21 protein-coding genes are annotated in these 14675 nt (G+C 61.5%); 9 read left to right on the top strand and 12 right to left on the bottom strand.

Going from position 1 to position 14675, the window contains the following annotated elements; translation table 11 throughout:
* The first annotated feature begins 275 nt into the window (after positions 1-275).
* Together P0Y50_06010 and P0Y50_06015 are read left to right on the top strand one after the other, a co-directional pair.
* On the top strand, positions 276-1202 hold the full coding sequence (locus tag P0Y50_06010; protein ID WEK41158.1) for a hypothetical protein: 927 nt from the start codon (positions 276-278) through the stop codon (positions 1200-1202).
* Between the two features lie 23 nt (positions 1203-1225).
* The gene (locus P0Y50_06015) at positions 1226-1474 is read left to right on the top strand and encodes a hypothetical protein (GenBank protein WEK41159.1); all 249 of its coding nucleotides are present in this window, start codon (positions 1226-1228) and stop codon (positions 1472-1474) included.
* Here the strand turns inward: P0Y50_06015 and P0Y50_06020 are convergent.
* From P0Y50_06020 to vsr, 3 genes are read right to left on the bottom strand one after another with little or no spacing between them, the layout of a single operon-like run.
* A complete protein-coding gene (locus tag P0Y50_06020) occupies positions 1458-1649 on the bottom strand; it encodes a hypothetical protein (protein WEK41160.1) in 192 nt (63 codons plus the stop codon). The two genes, P0Y50_06015 and P0Y50_06020, sit on opposite strands and share 17 nt — an antisense overlap.
* Positions 1646-1876, bottom strand: coding sequence for a hypothetical protein (locus P0Y50_06025; GenBank protein WEK41161.1), 231 nt, complete (start codon positions 1874-1876; stop codon positions 1646-1648). Before P0Y50_06025 ends, P0Y50_06020 begins: the two co-directional genes overlap by 4 nt.
* A 39-nt stretch (positions 1877-1915) precedes the next feature.
* Positions 1916-2341 carry a DNA mismatch endonuclease Vsr gene (gene vsr / locus P0Y50_06030; protein WEK41162.1) on the bottom strand — a complete coding sequence of 142 codons (426 nt, stop codon included), beginning with the start codon at positions 2339-2341 and terminating at the stop codon, positions 1916-1918.
* Positions 2342-2401: 60 nt separating this feature from the next.
* Here vsr and P0Y50_06035 point away from each other — a divergent pair, with 60 nt between their 5' ends.
* Positions 2402-3184: an HNH endonuclease signature motif containing protein gene (locus P0Y50_06035; GenBank protein ID WEK41163.1), complete on the top strand. Its 783-nt coding sequence runs from the start codon at positions 2402-2404 to the stop codon at positions 3182-3184.
* Here P0Y50_06035 and P0Y50_06040 read toward each other — a convergent pair.
* From P0Y50_06040 to P0Y50_06050, 3 genes are all read right to left on the bottom strand, one after another.
* A complete protein-coding gene (locus tag P0Y50_06040; GenBank protein ID WEK41164.1) occupies positions 3181-4137 on the bottom strand; it encodes a DNA cytosine methyltransferase in 957 nt (318 codons plus the stop codon). The two genes, P0Y50_06035 and P0Y50_06040, sit on opposite strands and share 4 nt — an antisense overlap.
* A gap of 85 nt (positions 4138-4222) precedes the next feature.
* A complete protein-coding gene (locus tag P0Y50_06045) occupies positions 4223-5218 on the bottom strand; it encodes a hypothetical protein (protein ID WEK41165.1) in 996 nt (331 codons plus the stop codon).
* Positions 5211-5585, bottom strand: a complete 375-nt coding sequence (locus tag P0Y50_06050) for a hypothetical protein (GenBank protein WEK41166.1) — start codon at positions 5583-5585, stop codon at positions 5211-5213. The genes P0Y50_06045 and P0Y50_06050 overlap by 8 nt, the downstream gene beginning before the upstream one ends.
* 132 nt (positions 5586-5717) lie before the next feature.
* Between P0Y50_06050 and P0Y50_06055 the strand changes: the two genes are divergently transcribed.
* Positions 5718-6221: a hypothetical protein gene (locus P0Y50_06055; protein ID WEK41167.1), complete on the top strand. Its 504-nt coding sequence runs from the start codon at positions 5718-5720 to the stop codon at positions 6219-6221.
* Between the two features lie 65 nt (positions 6222-6286).
* Here P0Y50_06055 and P0Y50_06060 read toward each other — a convergent pair whose 3' ends face one another.
* The 3 genes from P0Y50_06060 to P0Y50_06070 all read right to left on the bottom strand — a co-directional run bounded on the left by P0Y50_06060 (position 6287) and on the right by P0Y50_06070 (position 7950).
* Positions 6287-6655 carry a hypothetical protein gene (locus tag P0Y50_06060; protein WEK41168.1) on the bottom strand — a complete coding sequence of 123 codons (369 nt, stop codon included), beginning with the start codon at positions 6653-6655 and terminating at the stop codon, positions 6287-6289.
* A 149-nt stretch (positions 6656-6804) separates the two neighbouring features.
* The gene (locus P0Y50_06065; GenBank protein WEK41169.1) at positions 6805-7251 is read right to left on the bottom strand and encodes a hypothetical protein; all 447 of its coding nucleotides are present in this window, start codon (positions 7249-7251) and stop codon (positions 6805-6807) included.
* Between the two features lie 498 nt (positions 7252-7749).
* Complete coding sequence (locus tag P0Y50_06070; GenBank protein ID WEK41170.1) at positions 7750-7950, bottom strand: hypothetical protein; 201 nt, start codon at positions 7948-7950, stop codon at positions 7750-7752.
* Between the two features lie 499 nt (positions 7951-8449).
* Here P0Y50_06070 and P0Y50_06075 point away from each other — a divergent pair, with 499 nt between their 5' ends.
* Positions 8450-8593 (top strand): hypothetical protein, encoded by a 144-nt coding sequence (locus P0Y50_06075; GenBank protein ID WEK41171.1) that lies wholly within the window; start codon positions 8450-8452, stop codon positions 8591-8593.
* Between the two features lie 1234 nt (positions 8594-9827).
* Here the strand turns inward: P0Y50_06075 and P0Y50_06080 are convergent.
* Positions 9828-10052, bottom strand: a complete 225-nt coding sequence (locus P0Y50_06080) for a hypothetical protein (GenBank protein ID WEK41172.1) — start codon at positions 10050-10052, stop codon at positions 9828-9830.
* A gap of 429 nt (positions 10053-10481) precedes the next feature.
* Here P0Y50_06080 and P0Y50_06085 point away from each other — a divergent pair, with 429 nt between their 5' ends.
* Together P0Y50_06085 and P0Y50_06090 are read left to right on the top strand one after the other, a co-directional pair.
* The gene (locus P0Y50_06085) at positions 10482-11015 is read left to right on the top strand and encodes a hypothetical protein (protein ID WEK41173.1); all 534 of its coding nucleotides are present in this window, start codon (positions 10482-10484) and stop codon (positions 11013-11015) included.
* 155 nt (positions 11016-11170) lie between these two features.
* A complete protein-coding gene (locus P0Y50_06090; protein ID WEK41174.1) occupies positions 11171-11794 on the top strand; it encodes a recombinase family protein in 624 nt (207 codons plus the stop codon).
* A 187-nt stretch (positions 11795-11981) separates the two neighbouring features.
* On the opposite strand, the gene P0Y50_06095 is transcribed toward P0Y50_06090, so the two are convergent.
* Complete coding sequence (locus P0Y50_06095; GenBank protein ID WEK41175.1) at positions 11982-12359, bottom strand: hypothetical protein; 378 nt, start codon at positions 12357-12359, stop codon at positions 11982-11984.
* Between the two features lie 144 nt (positions 12360-12503).
* Here P0Y50_06095 and P0Y50_06100 point away from each other — a divergent pair, with 144 nt between their 5' ends.
* Together P0Y50_06100 and P0Y50_06105 are read left to right on the top strand one after the other, a co-directional pair.
* Complete coding sequence (locus P0Y50_06100) at positions 12504-13295, top strand: SDR family oxidoreductase (protein WEK41176.1); 792 nt, start codon at positions 12504-12506, stop codon at positions 13293-13295.
* Positions 13296-13506: 211 nt separating this feature from the next.
* Complete coding sequence (locus tag P0Y50_06105; GenBank protein ID WEK41177.1) at positions 13507-13719, top strand: hypothetical protein; 213 nt, start codon at positions 13507-13509, stop codon at positions 13717-13719.
* On the opposite strand, the gene P0Y50_06110 is transcribed toward P0Y50_06105, so the two are convergent.
* Positions 13720-14667 (bottom strand): NAD(P)-dependent oxidoreductase, encoded by a 948-nt coding sequence (locus tag P0Y50_06110; protein ID WEK41178.1) that lies wholly within the window; start codon positions 14665-14667, stop codon positions 13720-13722.
* Between the last annotated feature and the right edge of the window lie 8 nt (positions 14668-14675).

The raw sequence follows: 14675 nt of genomic DNA on the forward strand, positions 1-14675 counted from the left end.
GCAACCCGCCGCCATCTGGCATTCTATTGATGTCTGGCCAGACCGAGGCGGGTTATCACGCCCTCCCGTAGAGACCTCATCCGGGTCTCATCAATACCCCGAGGCGAGGGATCGTCCTCACCTCTGACGGGACTTCCATCCCGATACGACGACTACCGCTCCGAACACAGCTTCGGGGCAGCGATGAACTGTGGGCGCCCACCAACCAACCGAATGCGACGTGCGTGAACATCAACCCATCGGCCCAACGGCCACACACATGAAGGACAACGACGATGACGAAGACGAAAGGAGCGGGCGGGATCGTCCGCAAGACACTGGAGGATTGGGAGGCGGTGCCGAACACCAATCCCCTATGCGACGATATCGACGATGCTGCGCGGAAACTCGGCTATGTGTTCGATAAAACCAAGACCGCCGAAACCGCAGCAATCCTTTGCGGGCAACCCGGCTTGGGAAAAAGCGAGGCCATTCGGCAAGCACTCCGCACTGCTGGGCTGAAAGGGGTGTTCTTCAAGCATACCGATCTTCGCCAGCTTCTTGATGCCTTCGAGTTGGCGCACCGCACGAGCCAGCCGCTCATCCTCGAAGAGGCCGACAACGTGCTGAAGTCCGAAGGACAGGCAAATATCTTGAAGGAGGCGATGGATCAGGCCGGGCGGCGTATACACACGACTGAACGCAAGGTGCCGGATGAGGACGGCAAGTTGGTGAAGCAGATCGTCCACATTCCTCTGACGGCACCACTGGTCCTCACGTCGAACAAGGACTTGCGGAAAGATAGCCAGTTTGAGCCGAAGATGCGCCCCCACGTCAGCGCGCTACGGTCGCGGGTCGCTCCGCTCTACATCGGTGCCGACCGGCAAACCGCGTGGGAGTTTTCCTGCTACCTCGCGATCTGCAAGCGCATGCTCCACAAGCCGGATGAGAAGACCTCGATCTCTCCCGATAGTCAGAACTGCGCGCTGGAGTGGTTCACGAAAAATCTGCTTCGTCTGGAGGATGGATCGCCCCGGACCCTGAAGGATGTGGCCAAGTTCATCTCCTACAATCCCGAGGAACCTCGGCTCTGGGCGAAGGACATGAAGGCGATGCTGGTGAATCGCGATCAGCCTGACTTCATCCCGCCGGGTGGCGTCATGCCGCGCATCTTCCTCGACCGGACTGCCGTGGCTCGAATGAGCCTTCGGCGGGCCGCGTGATCCCTCATCGAAGGATCAGTCTCATGAAGATCATCCTATGGGTTGAACACGACACGCCCGGCCCCATGGCTGAAGCCCTCGCTGCTCACCACGTCCCGCACCGCCTCGATCAAGGTCACGATGGTTGGATATTCAGCGTCCAGCCTCGGGACTGGATTTTCGTGAGGTCCATCGCTGCCGATGCCGGATTTGAGATCGACGCTTCCGAATGTGAGGTAGATGCCGATCATTTCGGCGGTGCGGCCTTGGCGGGCTTCAGAGCGGTTTGTTGAGGCGCGAAACCAATGCTGGGTTGGCGGAAGCCAGAAGCTGCTTTAGCCCAGCCGACTGGGCTTGAGAGCGCGCAAGAAGTTGAGCTTTCTGCTGTTCAAGCCAAACTTCCGAGTGGTCACCGCGCTTCCAGCGTTCGAGGTCGTCTATGCCAAACAGGAGGTCGTTATCAGTCATCGCCGCGCCTCCGGTTTCATCCAAAGGACCGCCCACGCGACCCTCACAGCAAGCACCAGCTTTCCCTCTCGAACCAGCGTTTGAAATAGTTCGATGAGGGCGTCGGCGGACGCCTCACGGCCAGCCCGAAGACACAAATAATTCTCCGCGCGGCCGAGCCATGCGGACGAGAAATGTCTGCGTGAATCGGTCAGCCCGCGTTCCAGAAAGTAGTGGTAGATGTCCATATCGGAGCCTTTCGTTTCCGATATTTATCCCGGCAGGGTCTAAAGCCGCGCTGGTCCGAGGTAGCTTGTAAGTTCAGCACCCACGCGATCAGGTTGCCTCATCTGGCACTCCCAAACGACTGCTACCTCCCATCCCGCATCCTGTAGTGCCTTCGCGTGACGCTCGTCGCGCGCAATGTTGCCAGCAATTTTTGGCACCCAGTAGCCAGAGTTGCTCTTCACAGTGCGCCGGTCTGGGCAAGAATCGGCGTCGTGCCCGTGCCAAAAGCAGCCGTGCACGAAGATCACCTTTCGCCTCGCGGAGAATACCAGATCGGGTTTTCCCGGCAGGTCGCGGAGATGGACGCGATAGCGATAGCCAAGCCTATGAAGAAGTTTTCTGACCGCTAACTCGGGCTTGGTGTTCTGGCTCCGAATCCGCCTCATGTTTTCGGATCGTGCGGCCGGTGAAAGCTTATCCGTCATTCCATTCCTTCGCCGATGGACCCACATTAGGGTTAATGCCGAATCGGCGCGAGATTTCTAATGGCCACAACGGCGACGAAGCTTGGTGCGATCCACCACAAAATTCTCGACCTGCTAAAGGCCACCCCCACAGGTCTGACGATCTACGAAATCCGAGATCAGATCGCAGATTTGGATGTCCAGCAGCACCTCGACAAGCGGGTGAGAGAGCTTCGCTATACGCATAAGGTTCCGCTGCGAAGGATCGGCGGCAAGGCCGTCTACGTCTACGAGGGCGAGCGTGAGGAGGGGCTTTCTGATGGTGGCCACATCAGTTCTGCCCTACGCGCCAAATTACTGCATGCGGCCCATGGCAAGTGCCAAATGTGCGGGCGAACGATTGCCGATGACGACATCAAGCTTGAGATAGATCACAAAATCCCACGCAACTGGGGTGGTCTCACGGTTGAGGAAAATCTCTGGGCGATCTGCGGCCTCTGCAACGGTGGGAAGAGAGATTTCTTCGCGACGTTCAATGACGACGAAATGACCCGTATTCTCGCAAAGGATAGCGTCTACGAGCGCATTGCGGAGACGCTCCGCATCTACGAGGGTAGCCCGACTCCAGCTTGGCTTCTTCAGTTCGTCGCAAACGCCGACGATTTTCAGGAAGACTGGCAGAAGCGTCTGCGAGAGCTACGATATCCAGTGATCGGATACGAGATCGCCGCATCGCGTCGGAAGAATCCAGCCGGGAAATGGGAAGCGGCCTACACACTACGCGAGTGGAAGCCGCTCCCTGAAAATCATAAATTCCTGATCAAAGAATTCGAGAGAGTGAACAGAAAGGCCCGCTCGAATTAGCCGAAGGCTCTGTGCACCACGGACTGCTGAAGCACGGACGCGATCTGCGAGGACACTGCTTTCGCCACTGGTGGCGGGAAGGCGTTGCCGACCTGCCGATACGCAGCGGTTTTCCTGCCAGCGAACTTCCAATCGTTGGGGAAGCCCTGAATTCTCGCGACCATTTCGACAGTCAGTCGTGGCGAACCAACGAAGTCGCGAGCAGGGGGAGCGTCTGCGATCCCCATGCCATCGACCCCGAGAGAAGCCCAAGCCTTCTTGGCGCGGGTTGGACCGAGGTCTGGACCACCATGCTTCTTCGATCCGCCAACTAAAGTCGGTGCGATCTCATTCGCCCCATCTTTCCATTTCTTCGCGCCACGCCACCCGTTTGCGGACATCAGATCGTAGAGCGTGTCGCCAACAGTCGGAGGGTTGTGGGAGTCTACGGCAGGCCACTCGAAACGATCTGCGATTTCAGACTTGAGCGCGATGATCGCCACACGCGGACGAAGTTGCGGAACGCCGAAATCCGATGCGTTGAGGAGGCGCCATTCCGTTGTGTAGCCGAGCTTCGTCAGTTGTGACCGAAGGTGTTCCCGATAGTCCTCGAATACGGCATCGAGAAAGCCTCGGACATTCTCGATCATGACGGCGCGTGGCCGCATCTCATCAACGAGACGGAGAGCGGTAGGAAATAGGTTGCGCTCATCACGCTCGCCCAACTGCTTTCCAGCCACCGAAAACGGCGGACAAGGAAGTCCACCAGCAAGTAGATCAATCCCCTTGAACGGCCGTCCATCGAACTCCGCGAGGTCGCCTTCGTGGACTCCCCATTGAGGTCGATTGAGCCGAAGCGTTTCGCAGCACCAGTTATCCACTTCGACCGCAGCGGAATGGTCGAACCCGGCCTGTTCGAGGCCAAGAGCCTGACCACCTGCTCCAGCACACATTTCAACTGATGTCAGACGCATGGTTCACCCCGAATCGCGTAAGCGCACCAAGGCAGATTTGCCTCGTGCTTGAGGAAAAGTCGAACACAAAGGGAACGGCAGAGTTTTAAGCTGCCCATTCCAGTTCCTTTGTGAAGTGCCGGTAGCTCGACCGACCGTCGCCACCTCCGGCCTCATTGATCCGGGGGATGCCGATTTCGTCGCATTTCATCTCGACGTCAGCGAACAAGCTCAACGACACGGGGCGATTGCGTGCGATGTGGACATCTCGAAGAAGCCAACCCACTCCGGCAGTCAGCGGGCGGAATTCCACGAGGCATTCACCCCGGTATTCGGCCAGAGCTATTCGGCCGACCGCCACGTCGGCAAGGCGATGACGGAGACAGTTTCGATACCTCCGGCCAGCTTCCAGCACGTTTCTCATCGTGAGCAGAGGGCGCAATTCGTTGTCGCCCTCTGCGATGGGATGCGCGGGCAGGTGATCCGCGCGTTGAAGGAGCCGGTCGAGTAGTCGAGCCAGCGTAGAGGTCGGGCGCATCGCGGCGATAGCTCCAGCTATCGCTTCATCGGTTGCCTTCGAGTTCAGCGACTGAATGAAGCTGATGGCCTGATTGAACATCAGGGCTTCGCCGCCGCTGTCGATCCGCTCCAGCGTGTTGGCATGACGCCAGCGTGGATCGAGCGCGTTCAAGACATCCAGCTTCCGACAGGTAATCCGACCTGAACCGCGTAAAGCTTCAGCCGCTCGCACATCAGCGTCAGCGAGGAGATCGTGCAGAGCGATGTAGTCTTTCGCGCGCGAGAGCGGTCGTTCGCCGATCTGCGCCAGCATGCCCGAGAGGCCCTCGGGGACGTCGCCGAACGCTCGTCGCAAGATATCGCCCGACCGGCCGTGTCGGATCAATTCCGCGAACGACGCTGGGAACAGATCGTCCCCAATTTCAAAAAGCTCGACGTTTTCTTCCTGCGAGGCCAAAGCAGCGAAGATCGCCTGTCTGCGAGCGGGCGCCGCCGTCAGCACGCGCGCCAGAACACCGGGGGCGGTGTCATCCAGCTTCACCAGAGCTTCGGTGCACCAGCCGAGCAAGCCGCCATCACGCATGGGCGGCCTCCCATGGGAAGCGGCCCTGCCCTTGATTGTTCGGCGCGCTCTGGAACGCGACCCACCGCCACTTCCGCGTTTCGGCCGGGGTTGTCGGCAGGTCGAAGATGATCCGCTGCGGTTCGTTGGTCAGATCGTTCAGGATCGCCTGAACCGCTGTCCCCTCCGGCATCACCACGGGCACGGTGACATGCCCTTCAGCCTCGGCCGGAGGTTCGACGAAAAGCCATTCCGTGGTTGATAGCCAGTGATGTCGGCCCGCAACGTGGTTCAGGAATGCTTCGAGTTCGATGCCATCGACCTCGCCAGACTCATCAAGGATTACGCTGACCGCGAGACATCGCAGCGGTTCTTCGAACGGCGCCAACTGACCTCCATTTATGGTGGAGTTTCAGCGTCTCATGGAAGCTGAATCCGTCAACCAAATCGCTTCTCCGAAGTGCCGATGCCGAATGAGAATCAATTCGGCTGTCCAGCAAAGCTGGGGTAGGTCGTTCTCATGCTGAAGTTGTCTGTAGCTCTTATCCCGATCCTTCTTGCCAGCACCGCGCAAGCGCAGGTCTCGCCTTCGCGCCCGTCAGACGCGGAAATGCTGGTCATATATCGGCAGTTCGAGAATGGCACCCTCGTCGAGAACCGAGTTAGTGCCGGAGAGGATATGCGCGCATGCGGCGCGCTTGGCTACACTGCTCACCCCCAGACATTTCAGAGCGATCTGGCTGACCTGTGGCGCACTATCAATGCCACGGACCCCGAGGATTTTGGGGCCTTTCTGAACCGCTACAATGTGATCCTTCAGCGGATCAAAGCCGAGAATGAAGCGGAGTTCGTTCAAGCGACAACCAGCAAGGCAGCTTTCGAAATCTTCAAGACCGGAATGCTTCGCCGATGCGCTGCGTTGTCCATCGACCACCCTATGTGGCTGGAGTCGACCCGCTCGACGGTAGGGACTTCAGTGATGGCTTGGATGGCGATTGAGGACGAGTTGTTCCCGCCGGAGTGAAAGGCGATAGACAAAGAAGGCCCCCGGATTTCTCCGGGGGCCTCGTTCATGAAAATGCTCGCCGATTAGTCGTCAATGCCCTCTACGAAGGCGCGCTTACGAGACAGGCCGCCTTCTTTCTTCTCCCAGAGACCCTTGCGGTTGCGAGCCGCTGTCTGTGTGATCCCGAGGGCCTTCGACGCGCGGTTGTAACCGGCGCCGTCATCGAACAGGCGGTAGAGGATTTCGACGCCACGGGGGGTCAGGTTGGCGCCCTCCTTGTTCGCCGGGTCTTGGCACTGCTCCAGCGTCGGAACTTTGTCGTTCTTGGGCAGGGCCGCCGCGTCGTCCACCAGTTGGGCCTTCAGGGCGTCGAAGGTCTTGTTGACGTGATCCAGCAGGTCGGCGCGGCTGCTTTCGAGGATCGCGGCTATGGCGGTGTCGGTCTTGGGCATAGGAAAACTCTCTCGTTATCCGGTTGAACTGACCTCCAACGGCGTTGGAGGCGGCCCCGCGCTGAAGTGCGTTGCCATCGCCCCCTGAACCATAGTATAGCCCCCTGCGTCAATGCCCTATCGTGCACTAATGCGTGGGGGTGCGTAAGCTACGGGGCCGAAGCGGCGTCCCGAGCGTCGGCATGCGCCTCGACGGCCCTCTCTCGAAGCTGCCCTTGGGCATGGGCGAAAGTTCGCAGGACGCGGGCGAAATTGTAGGTTGTGATCCCGTGCCTGAAGGTCGTGCAGTGGGTCAGAACATAGCCGGTGCTGATGGGAACGGCGGGCGTGATGGGAGTGGCCGAGGCGTTCCAAGCGTTGGCCAGATTGATCCAGCCAAGCTCACCGATTTCGACCTCGCCAAGCAGTCGAACGTAGAACCCGTCTTCGCCGATTATGGCCCGAAACATCAACGTCTCGGCGCCCGGCACCCTCCACGAACACTGGACATGCGGACCAGCCTTGTCGTGGCGTTCGATGGTGGAGGTAAGGCCGACTGACGAAGCGATGTCGGCGATCTGGCCATAGGTCAGTTGTGGAACGATCTGATTGGTCATGGTCAGGGCCTCACAACCGAAGATTCCGACAGCCCCATGTGCTTCAGGAAACTTTGGACCCGAGAGGGCCAAGTCTGCGCCAGTTGCTGGACGTTGTGGCGCAACAGCCCACCCTCGGAAATCAGAGCGTAGGTGATCAAGTAACGTGGACGGTTGTCCTGAATATATGAGGCTGAAGCAAACGCCGCTTTGGCATTCCAAGACATTAGTCTTTCCCAATCCGGGGATGTGGAAAGCACCGAAGAGCCGAATGACAAACCCAACTCTGACTGCCCGATGATGAAAGGTGAGCTTCCATTTGCGCTAACAACCAAATGAGGCATAGCCGTTCCCTTTCCTCGGAACTCGGTCCTCATGCCGACGCGACGCATAGCCGTTTCGACGTCCTCAATGGTCTGGATGACCTTGTTTGCATTGAATATCGACACGTTACCTTACCAAGTAGCTTTCAGATCGAGCCCCCAAAAATCGGGAACGCTGAAGTCGCGGCGCAATGTCTCATTCGTGCAGAGCCGCCAGCACATCTTCAATGCTCCCAGCAACCAACACCGGAAAACCGCCACAGTGGATCGCGGTGACGGGCCGGTCGTGTTTGGACCCCTGCCCCTCAAAAACGATACCCACGGCTTCAGGATTAACATGAACCGGCTTTCCGGCTTGGGGAGACCCATGACCGCCGATGAACTTGACTGTTTTCATAGCCGTGTTGCTACCGTTGTTCTTTCGTCGGTGTCGATTTCAAAATCTCTGAAACCGCAGGCTGGCATCATATGAGCCAACCCTGTCAGTATGTATGACCGCTCGATGAGTTATCTGGACGTCAGAGAGTCCATGATCAGCATGCAGGATACGGGGTAAGGTCATCAGGAATCGCGGTCATCTCAAGCGACACGATCTGCGATTCTATGGCATCGTCGCTGTTGCGGCCGTAGTCGCCTTCACCGCAATATTGCTCTGGCGGCCAGATGTCTGGACGGCGGTAAAGACAGCGGATCAGACCTACGACTTCTCGTGCGATGTCGCCTATGTAAATGACGGCGACACCCTTCGATGTGAGGATGGGACGCGTGTGCGCTTACACGCCATCGCAGCCAGAGAACTGGACGGTTCCTGCTCGCCCGGTCATCCGTGTCCAAGTGCATCAGCCTCAACCAGCAAGGCTGCGCTGGAAAGGCTCGCGGGCCGCCGCATCAACTGCATGCAGACCGGGACCAGCTACAGCCGCGTGACGGCTATCTGCGACAACGAGCATGGCGTGGAGATCAACTGCGCCATGGTTCGCTCTGAAGCGGTCGTGATCTGGGATCGCTTCAACCGGCAGGAGCCGATCTGCCGTCAGTGAGGTCTGGGTGCAGTGGCGTCCGAGCTACGCTCGAACGGCTCTCTGCGCGCTTGGCTCGCTCACTACCGTTCGCGGCCAAGACGTTTGAGAGCGGAGAGAAAGGTCATTCTGGAAACTGATCTCCTTCATTCCAAGATCAATTGAACAATTCCCCCTGCCTCTCCCACACACTGGAATCCGGCGTAGCCGGGGCAGAGGTGGGAAAGGCAGGGGATGATCTTCATTCCTGAGTCGGTATGAACCTCGTTCGGCGACGTTTGGGTGTTATCCCGCTGGTGGTTGCCCGGTGCCAGCAAATCGCCCCCATCCTGAATAGTGACAGGGGTATCAGAACCGCGTCGTCGCTTCGGACGATCCGCTGCCATTCCATGGCTGGTTCAGAGTGACGTATCACCTCACAACGGTTGACCGCCCAATGCACAAGGGCGGCGCCCCTCATGGCCGCAAGAACGAGGGGAACGAGCCATGAGGTTCCGGGGATCAACTCTGTCTCGATGGACCCCGGATCGGTTTGCCTACGCCCGTGGCAACGGACGACGATCCTTTCGGACCTTGTAGCGTGGACGGCTCCGACAGATCGGATTCCACTTGCCCACCCTTGGCGCCTGTGCCGGTCCTGTATCCCGGCCTTTTCCAGTTCTGCGAGTGGGGCCGCCCGCCTCTATGCCCCCGAGTGTTATGAGCCTCGCCAGATTGCTGTCTGACGACACGTCGAATTAGAAAGGCCCCGACCGGGTTTGGGTCACCGGCCGGGGCTGGATCATGAGACGCCGGAGCAATCTCCTGACAACCTGCTTCCGTCTGGACCCAAACCAGAGAGCTTTGATCTATTTATCAATCTTACCCGATTGACCCGGCCCGCACATTATTTTTCGACGACCGAGACCATGGAAGTTTCCTGATTTTTGCAGGTCTCGGAGGCGGCCTTCCTCGACATGGGCGAGCAGCTTTTTGGACAGTTCGTCCTGCTTTGCGGGTTGGCTGTTTCGTGCCCGCGATATCGCTCTCTTCAACGCAGCTTGAGCCTTTGCTGCGCGCTTGGTCGGTTGGGCTGGCATCTTGATTGGAGGTGGCGGGGCGTCGAGGACTGCCAGCCTTTCTTCAACTTCTTCGGCGGACAGGTGCGGATATCGCTCGGAAATCAACCGTGCAGCCTCTGCTCTCGGTCGGCTTCGAAGGTCTTTAACCCACTGCCTATGGTCGGACGCCTTCAATCCGGTTGAACCCGATTGGGTCACTGCGTGCCCCCACTATTGGCAAGCCAGCGGATAAAGTCGCTTTGATCGTTCGCGAAAGCGAATGTCACCTCAAGCTCGCCACGGTGATCGGGGGCCAGACACCACGCGGCATTGGCGTTGTCGGCGCACCAGCTTGCCACCGAGGCGGCCATGGTCGCGCGGTCCCAGCCCCCGTGAAGCGTCAGTGGAAATCCACCGGAGATGTCGATGATTTTGATCATGCTTGGTCCTCCAGTGTCTTGCGGACGATCCCGCCCGCTCCTTTCGTCTTCGTCATCGTCGTTGTCCTTCATGTGTGTGGCCGTTGGGCCGATGGGTTGATGTTCACGCACGTCGCATTCGGTTGGTTGGTGGGCGCCCACAGTTCATCGCTGCCCCGAAGCTGTGTTCGGAGCGGTAGTCGTCGTATCGGGATGGAAGTCCCGTCAGAGGTGAGGACGATCCCTCGCCTCGGGGTATTGATGAGACCCGGATGAGGTCTCTACGGGAGGGCGTGATAACCCGCCTCGGTCTGGCCAGACATCAATAGAATGCCAGATGGCGGCGGGTTGCATAGCTGCGTGCTGGCGGCAGAATCGACATGGTGGTGATGGCCAGACGCCGATCTGCCGCCAGAGTGCTCATGAGGCTGCTGACCTGCTTTCGAGGGTGTGCGATCTGCCGCCAGCGGCAGGATCGCGGCGACGATTCTGCCGATCTTAACGACCGATCTGCCACCGCTTCTTTCGACAGATTTGGAGGCAGCATTGGCCAGAGCGTCGAAAAAGGATCAGGCGAAGCAGGAGTTAGCCGCTCGGCTGGGCATGCCGGTTAGGGACATCCTGACTCGCGAGGACGTCGCCGCGATGATGGACCCGCCGACGACAACGGGCTGGATCGAGAAAAACCCTGACGCCAGTCCCCCCTTCTTCAACAAGGGGCATGGACACATCGCGCTCTACCCACGGGCATGGGTCGAGGAGCACCTGCGGACAGGCAAGGTCATGGACCACGGGCAACGATTGCTCGGCTCCAAACCTTGGCCTCCCGCACCGCCGCCGCCGCCGCCGGTCGATCCTGTGAAGCGCGACAACGCCCTCGCCTTCCTCGACAAACTCGGGGTGAAGGTAGATTCCAAGATGAAGAACCAGACCCAGATCAAGGAAATCGAGGATTACCGGAAGGGTGTGTCCGAGGGCTTCTAAAAGCAGGGTTGGGGTGTTCCAAAAACCCCTCCGAAATTCGCCCTTCTGGCCCCAGCAAATCCGGGCCACGCAGAACCCGTTTCAGCCGTGCTGAAAGATACCCGCGAAAACCACATCTGATTGACGCCCCGCCGATCCGTGAGACCTTCTGGTCGATGAAGCGCGCTGGCATCTATCTTCGGGTCTCGACCGATCAGCAGACGACCGAGAACCAACTCCGCATCCTGACCGAGGTGGCCGAGCGATCCGGCTGGACCATCGTCAGGGTGTTCGAGGATGCCGGTATCAGCGGCGCGAAGGGGCGGGATCAACGGCCGGGCTACGACGCCCTTCTGAAGGCCGTCCATCGTCGAGAGGTGGACATCGTGGCCGCATACGCCGTTGACCGTCTGGGACGCTCCCTGACCGATCTGGTGGCCTTCCTCGGCGACATCCAAGCTCGGGGCTGCGACCTCTACCTTCACCAGCAGTCGGTCGATACCTCGACGCCCTCGGGGCGCATGCTCTTCCAGATGCTGGCGGTGTTTTCCGAATTCGAGCGCGAACTGGTCAGGGGCAGGGTCCGAGCGGGCCTCGCTCGCGCTCGTGCCAAGGGCGTCGCGTTCGGTCGGCCCAGTTTGTCGCCCGACCGTGTGGCGGGGGTCGAGAAGGCCCTGAAGGACGGTCAGAGCATCCGGGCGGTAGCGAAGGCGACCGGCACCTCCACGGCCTCGGTCCAGCGCATCAAACGCGCCATGCTCACGGTCGAGGAAGATCGTCTGGAGAGCGTTGCCTCCTGACGTCAGGGGCGGTCATAGAGGGCCGTGGAAGACGTTGACCCCTGCCTGACATCAGACTCTCCTGCCGCCTCGAACTCCCGAGTCGCAGAGCACCTCCATGACCGACGAAACCGACCCAAAGGTCGTCCCCTCGGCTCCACCAGGCGGCTTTCAGACATGAGGGTGCGGTCGTGCGCGGAGGGAGGCTTTACCGGAGGGCGATGTAGCCGCGTTCGATGATGCGGCGCAGGGCTTCGTAGGCTTCGGCGAGTTCGTCGAAGGCGGTGCGGGCCGCCGTCAGGCGGGCGATCTGGTCGGGGGTGACGGCCGAGCCTGAGTGGGCCAGGCGCAGCGATTCGGCCACCCATTTTGCGCGCGCCGTGGCGGTCATGACCGCCAGCTTCTGCAGGGATGCGGCGTCCACGCCGCTCAGGGCCTGGCCGATCACCTCCCTGTTGGCGATATAGGCGGCGTAGTCGATCTGCTCCAGCTGGCCGCGCAGGCGGCGCTGTTCCTGCGGATCGGTGTCCTGCGGCTCGAAATGGTCGCTGTAGCGGCGGGTGCTGGACGTCATCTTGGTCGACATGGGCTTGAGCCCTCCCCGGCCTGCGCTGACGGCCTTCGGGGCCGCTTGGGGCCAAGGGTTGCGCCGAACCGGTTAACGCCGCGTTTGCGTCGCCGGGCCGGAAGCCCGATATCAGGAAGACCCACCCTCGCTGCGGAGACGACCATGGACCTGAAACTTCAAGACAGGCGCGCCCTGATCTGCGGCGGTTCGTCCGGCCTGGGGCGGGCGGTCGCGATGGCCCTGGTGGCCGAGGGCGTCCACGTGGTCCTGTTGTCGCGCGACGCGGCGGCTCTGACGGAGGCGGCCGAGGCGTTGAACGCCATGGGGCCGGGGCGAGCGGGCTTCGTCACGGCGGACCTGGCCGACCATGCGGGCCTGTTGAAGGCCGTCGATCAGGCCGAGGTGCAGCTGGGCGGGCCGGTCGAGATCCTGCTGAACAACACCGGCGGGCCGCCGCCGTCCGGCGTTTCAGGGCTGGAACCCGACGTCTGGCGCGACCATTTCGAATCCATGGTGCTGTCGATCTTCCGCCTGACCGATCGGGTGCTGCCGGCCATGCGGGCGGCGGGCTGGGGGCGGATATTGAATGTGGCGTCGATCACGGTGGTCGAGCCGTCGGCGGCGCTGGGGGTGTCAAACACCTTGCGGGCCTCGGTCGCCGCCTGGGCCAAGACCCTGGCCAACGAGGTCGGACCGGACGGCGTGACCGTCAACACCCTGTTGCCCGGACGGATCGACACGCCGCGCATCGCCAGGCTGGATCAGGCGGCGGCCGAGCGAACGGGCGTGACGCCGCAACAGGCGCGCGCGGATTCTGTCAGGTCCATTCCCGTCGGCCGCATCGGCGCGACCGAGGAGTTCGGCGCGACCGCCGCCTTCCTGGCCAGCCCGTTGGCGGCCTATATCACCGGCTCGCTGATCCGGCTGGACGGCGGGGCGATCAAGGCGATCTAAGCAATCGACGGTTGCGGGTGTAGCCCGCCGGCTCAGGCTGGAGGTTTTGCGATGCTGCTGTCCTTGTTGATGCGGATCGTCGTCGATGGCGCGGCTGTGGCCCATGCCGGCCCCGCGGTGGAGACGGCGATAGCCCAGCCCGCGCCGGTCGTGGACCGGACGGTGACGGCCTGCGATTCGATGTTGCTGGAGGCGGCGGAGCACAGGCCCGGTGTGGCGGCTGCGCGATCGGGTCTTCTGCTCGACCGCGCGCGATGCAGGCGAGGCGCGGCGGTATCTGCTGTTCGACCTGCGTGACGGGGCCGGTTGCCCGACGCCGATCAGTTACGACGTGTCGGGGCAGGGGGCGGCGCTGGGGCGCAATCTGCTTCAATCGGAACAAGCCTCGCCTGCGCCCCGACCCTTCGCACCCCGGCCTCGCTGATCAGTCGGGAACCGGACTGATCGGCGGGCGGTCCGACAGCACGGCCTGCAGATTGGCGATCATCAGTTCGGCCATGGCCTCTCGCGTCTGAACGGTGGCCGAGGCGACGTGGGGCGTCAGGACGCAGCGATCGCTGTCGATCAGGGCCTGGGGCACGTTGGGCTCGTCGGCGAAGACGTCCAGGCCCGCGCCGCCCAAGGCGCCCGAGGTCAGGGCCGCGACCAGGGCGTCCTGATCCACCACCTCGCCGCGCGCCACATTGACCAGGACGCCGTCTGGACCCAGGGCCTTCAGCACCTCGGACGAGACCAGGCCGCGCGTCGAGGCGCCGCCCGGCACGATGACGACCAGCACATCGACCTGGGCCGCCAGATCGACCAGGTCCGGCACATGCCGCCAGGGCGCGTCGGCGACGGGGCGGCGGGTGTGATAGGCGATCTCTCCAGCCAGCGGCGCCAGCCGTTCGGCAATGGCCCGGCCGATGCGGCCCAGACCCAGCAGTCCGTATCTCAGCCCTGCAGCGCGGCGCGACAGGGGCGGCGGCCCCTCCGACGCCCAGCGTCCGGCGCGGACATAGGCGTCCATGGCGGGCAGTCGGCGCAGCGTCCCCAGCGCCAGCAGCAGGGCCAGATCCGCCACGTCGTCGTTCAGCACATCGGGCGTATGGGTCACGACCACGCCGCGCGATCGGGCGTGGGCCACGTCGGTCAGGTCATAGCCGACGGCGTGAACCGAAATGATCTTCAGGGCCGGCAGAGTGTCGATCAGCCGGGCGTCCACGCTGACGGCGCCGGACGCCGCGATGGCCAGGATGCGCCCGGCCGTTTCGGGCCGCGGCAGGCCGTCCGGGCCAGGACGATGCAGGGTCCAGCCCCGGTCGGGCGCCTGACGGGTCAGCATGTCGTCGGCCAGGGCGGGCAGGCCGATCACCAGTATGTCGATGCTCATGCGACCCT

Source organism: Candidatus Brevundimonas colombiensis (assembly GCA_029202665.1).
Lineage (GTDB): Bacteria > Pseudomonadota > Alphaproteobacteria > Caulobacterales > Caulobacteraceae > Brevundimonas > Brevundimonas colombiensis.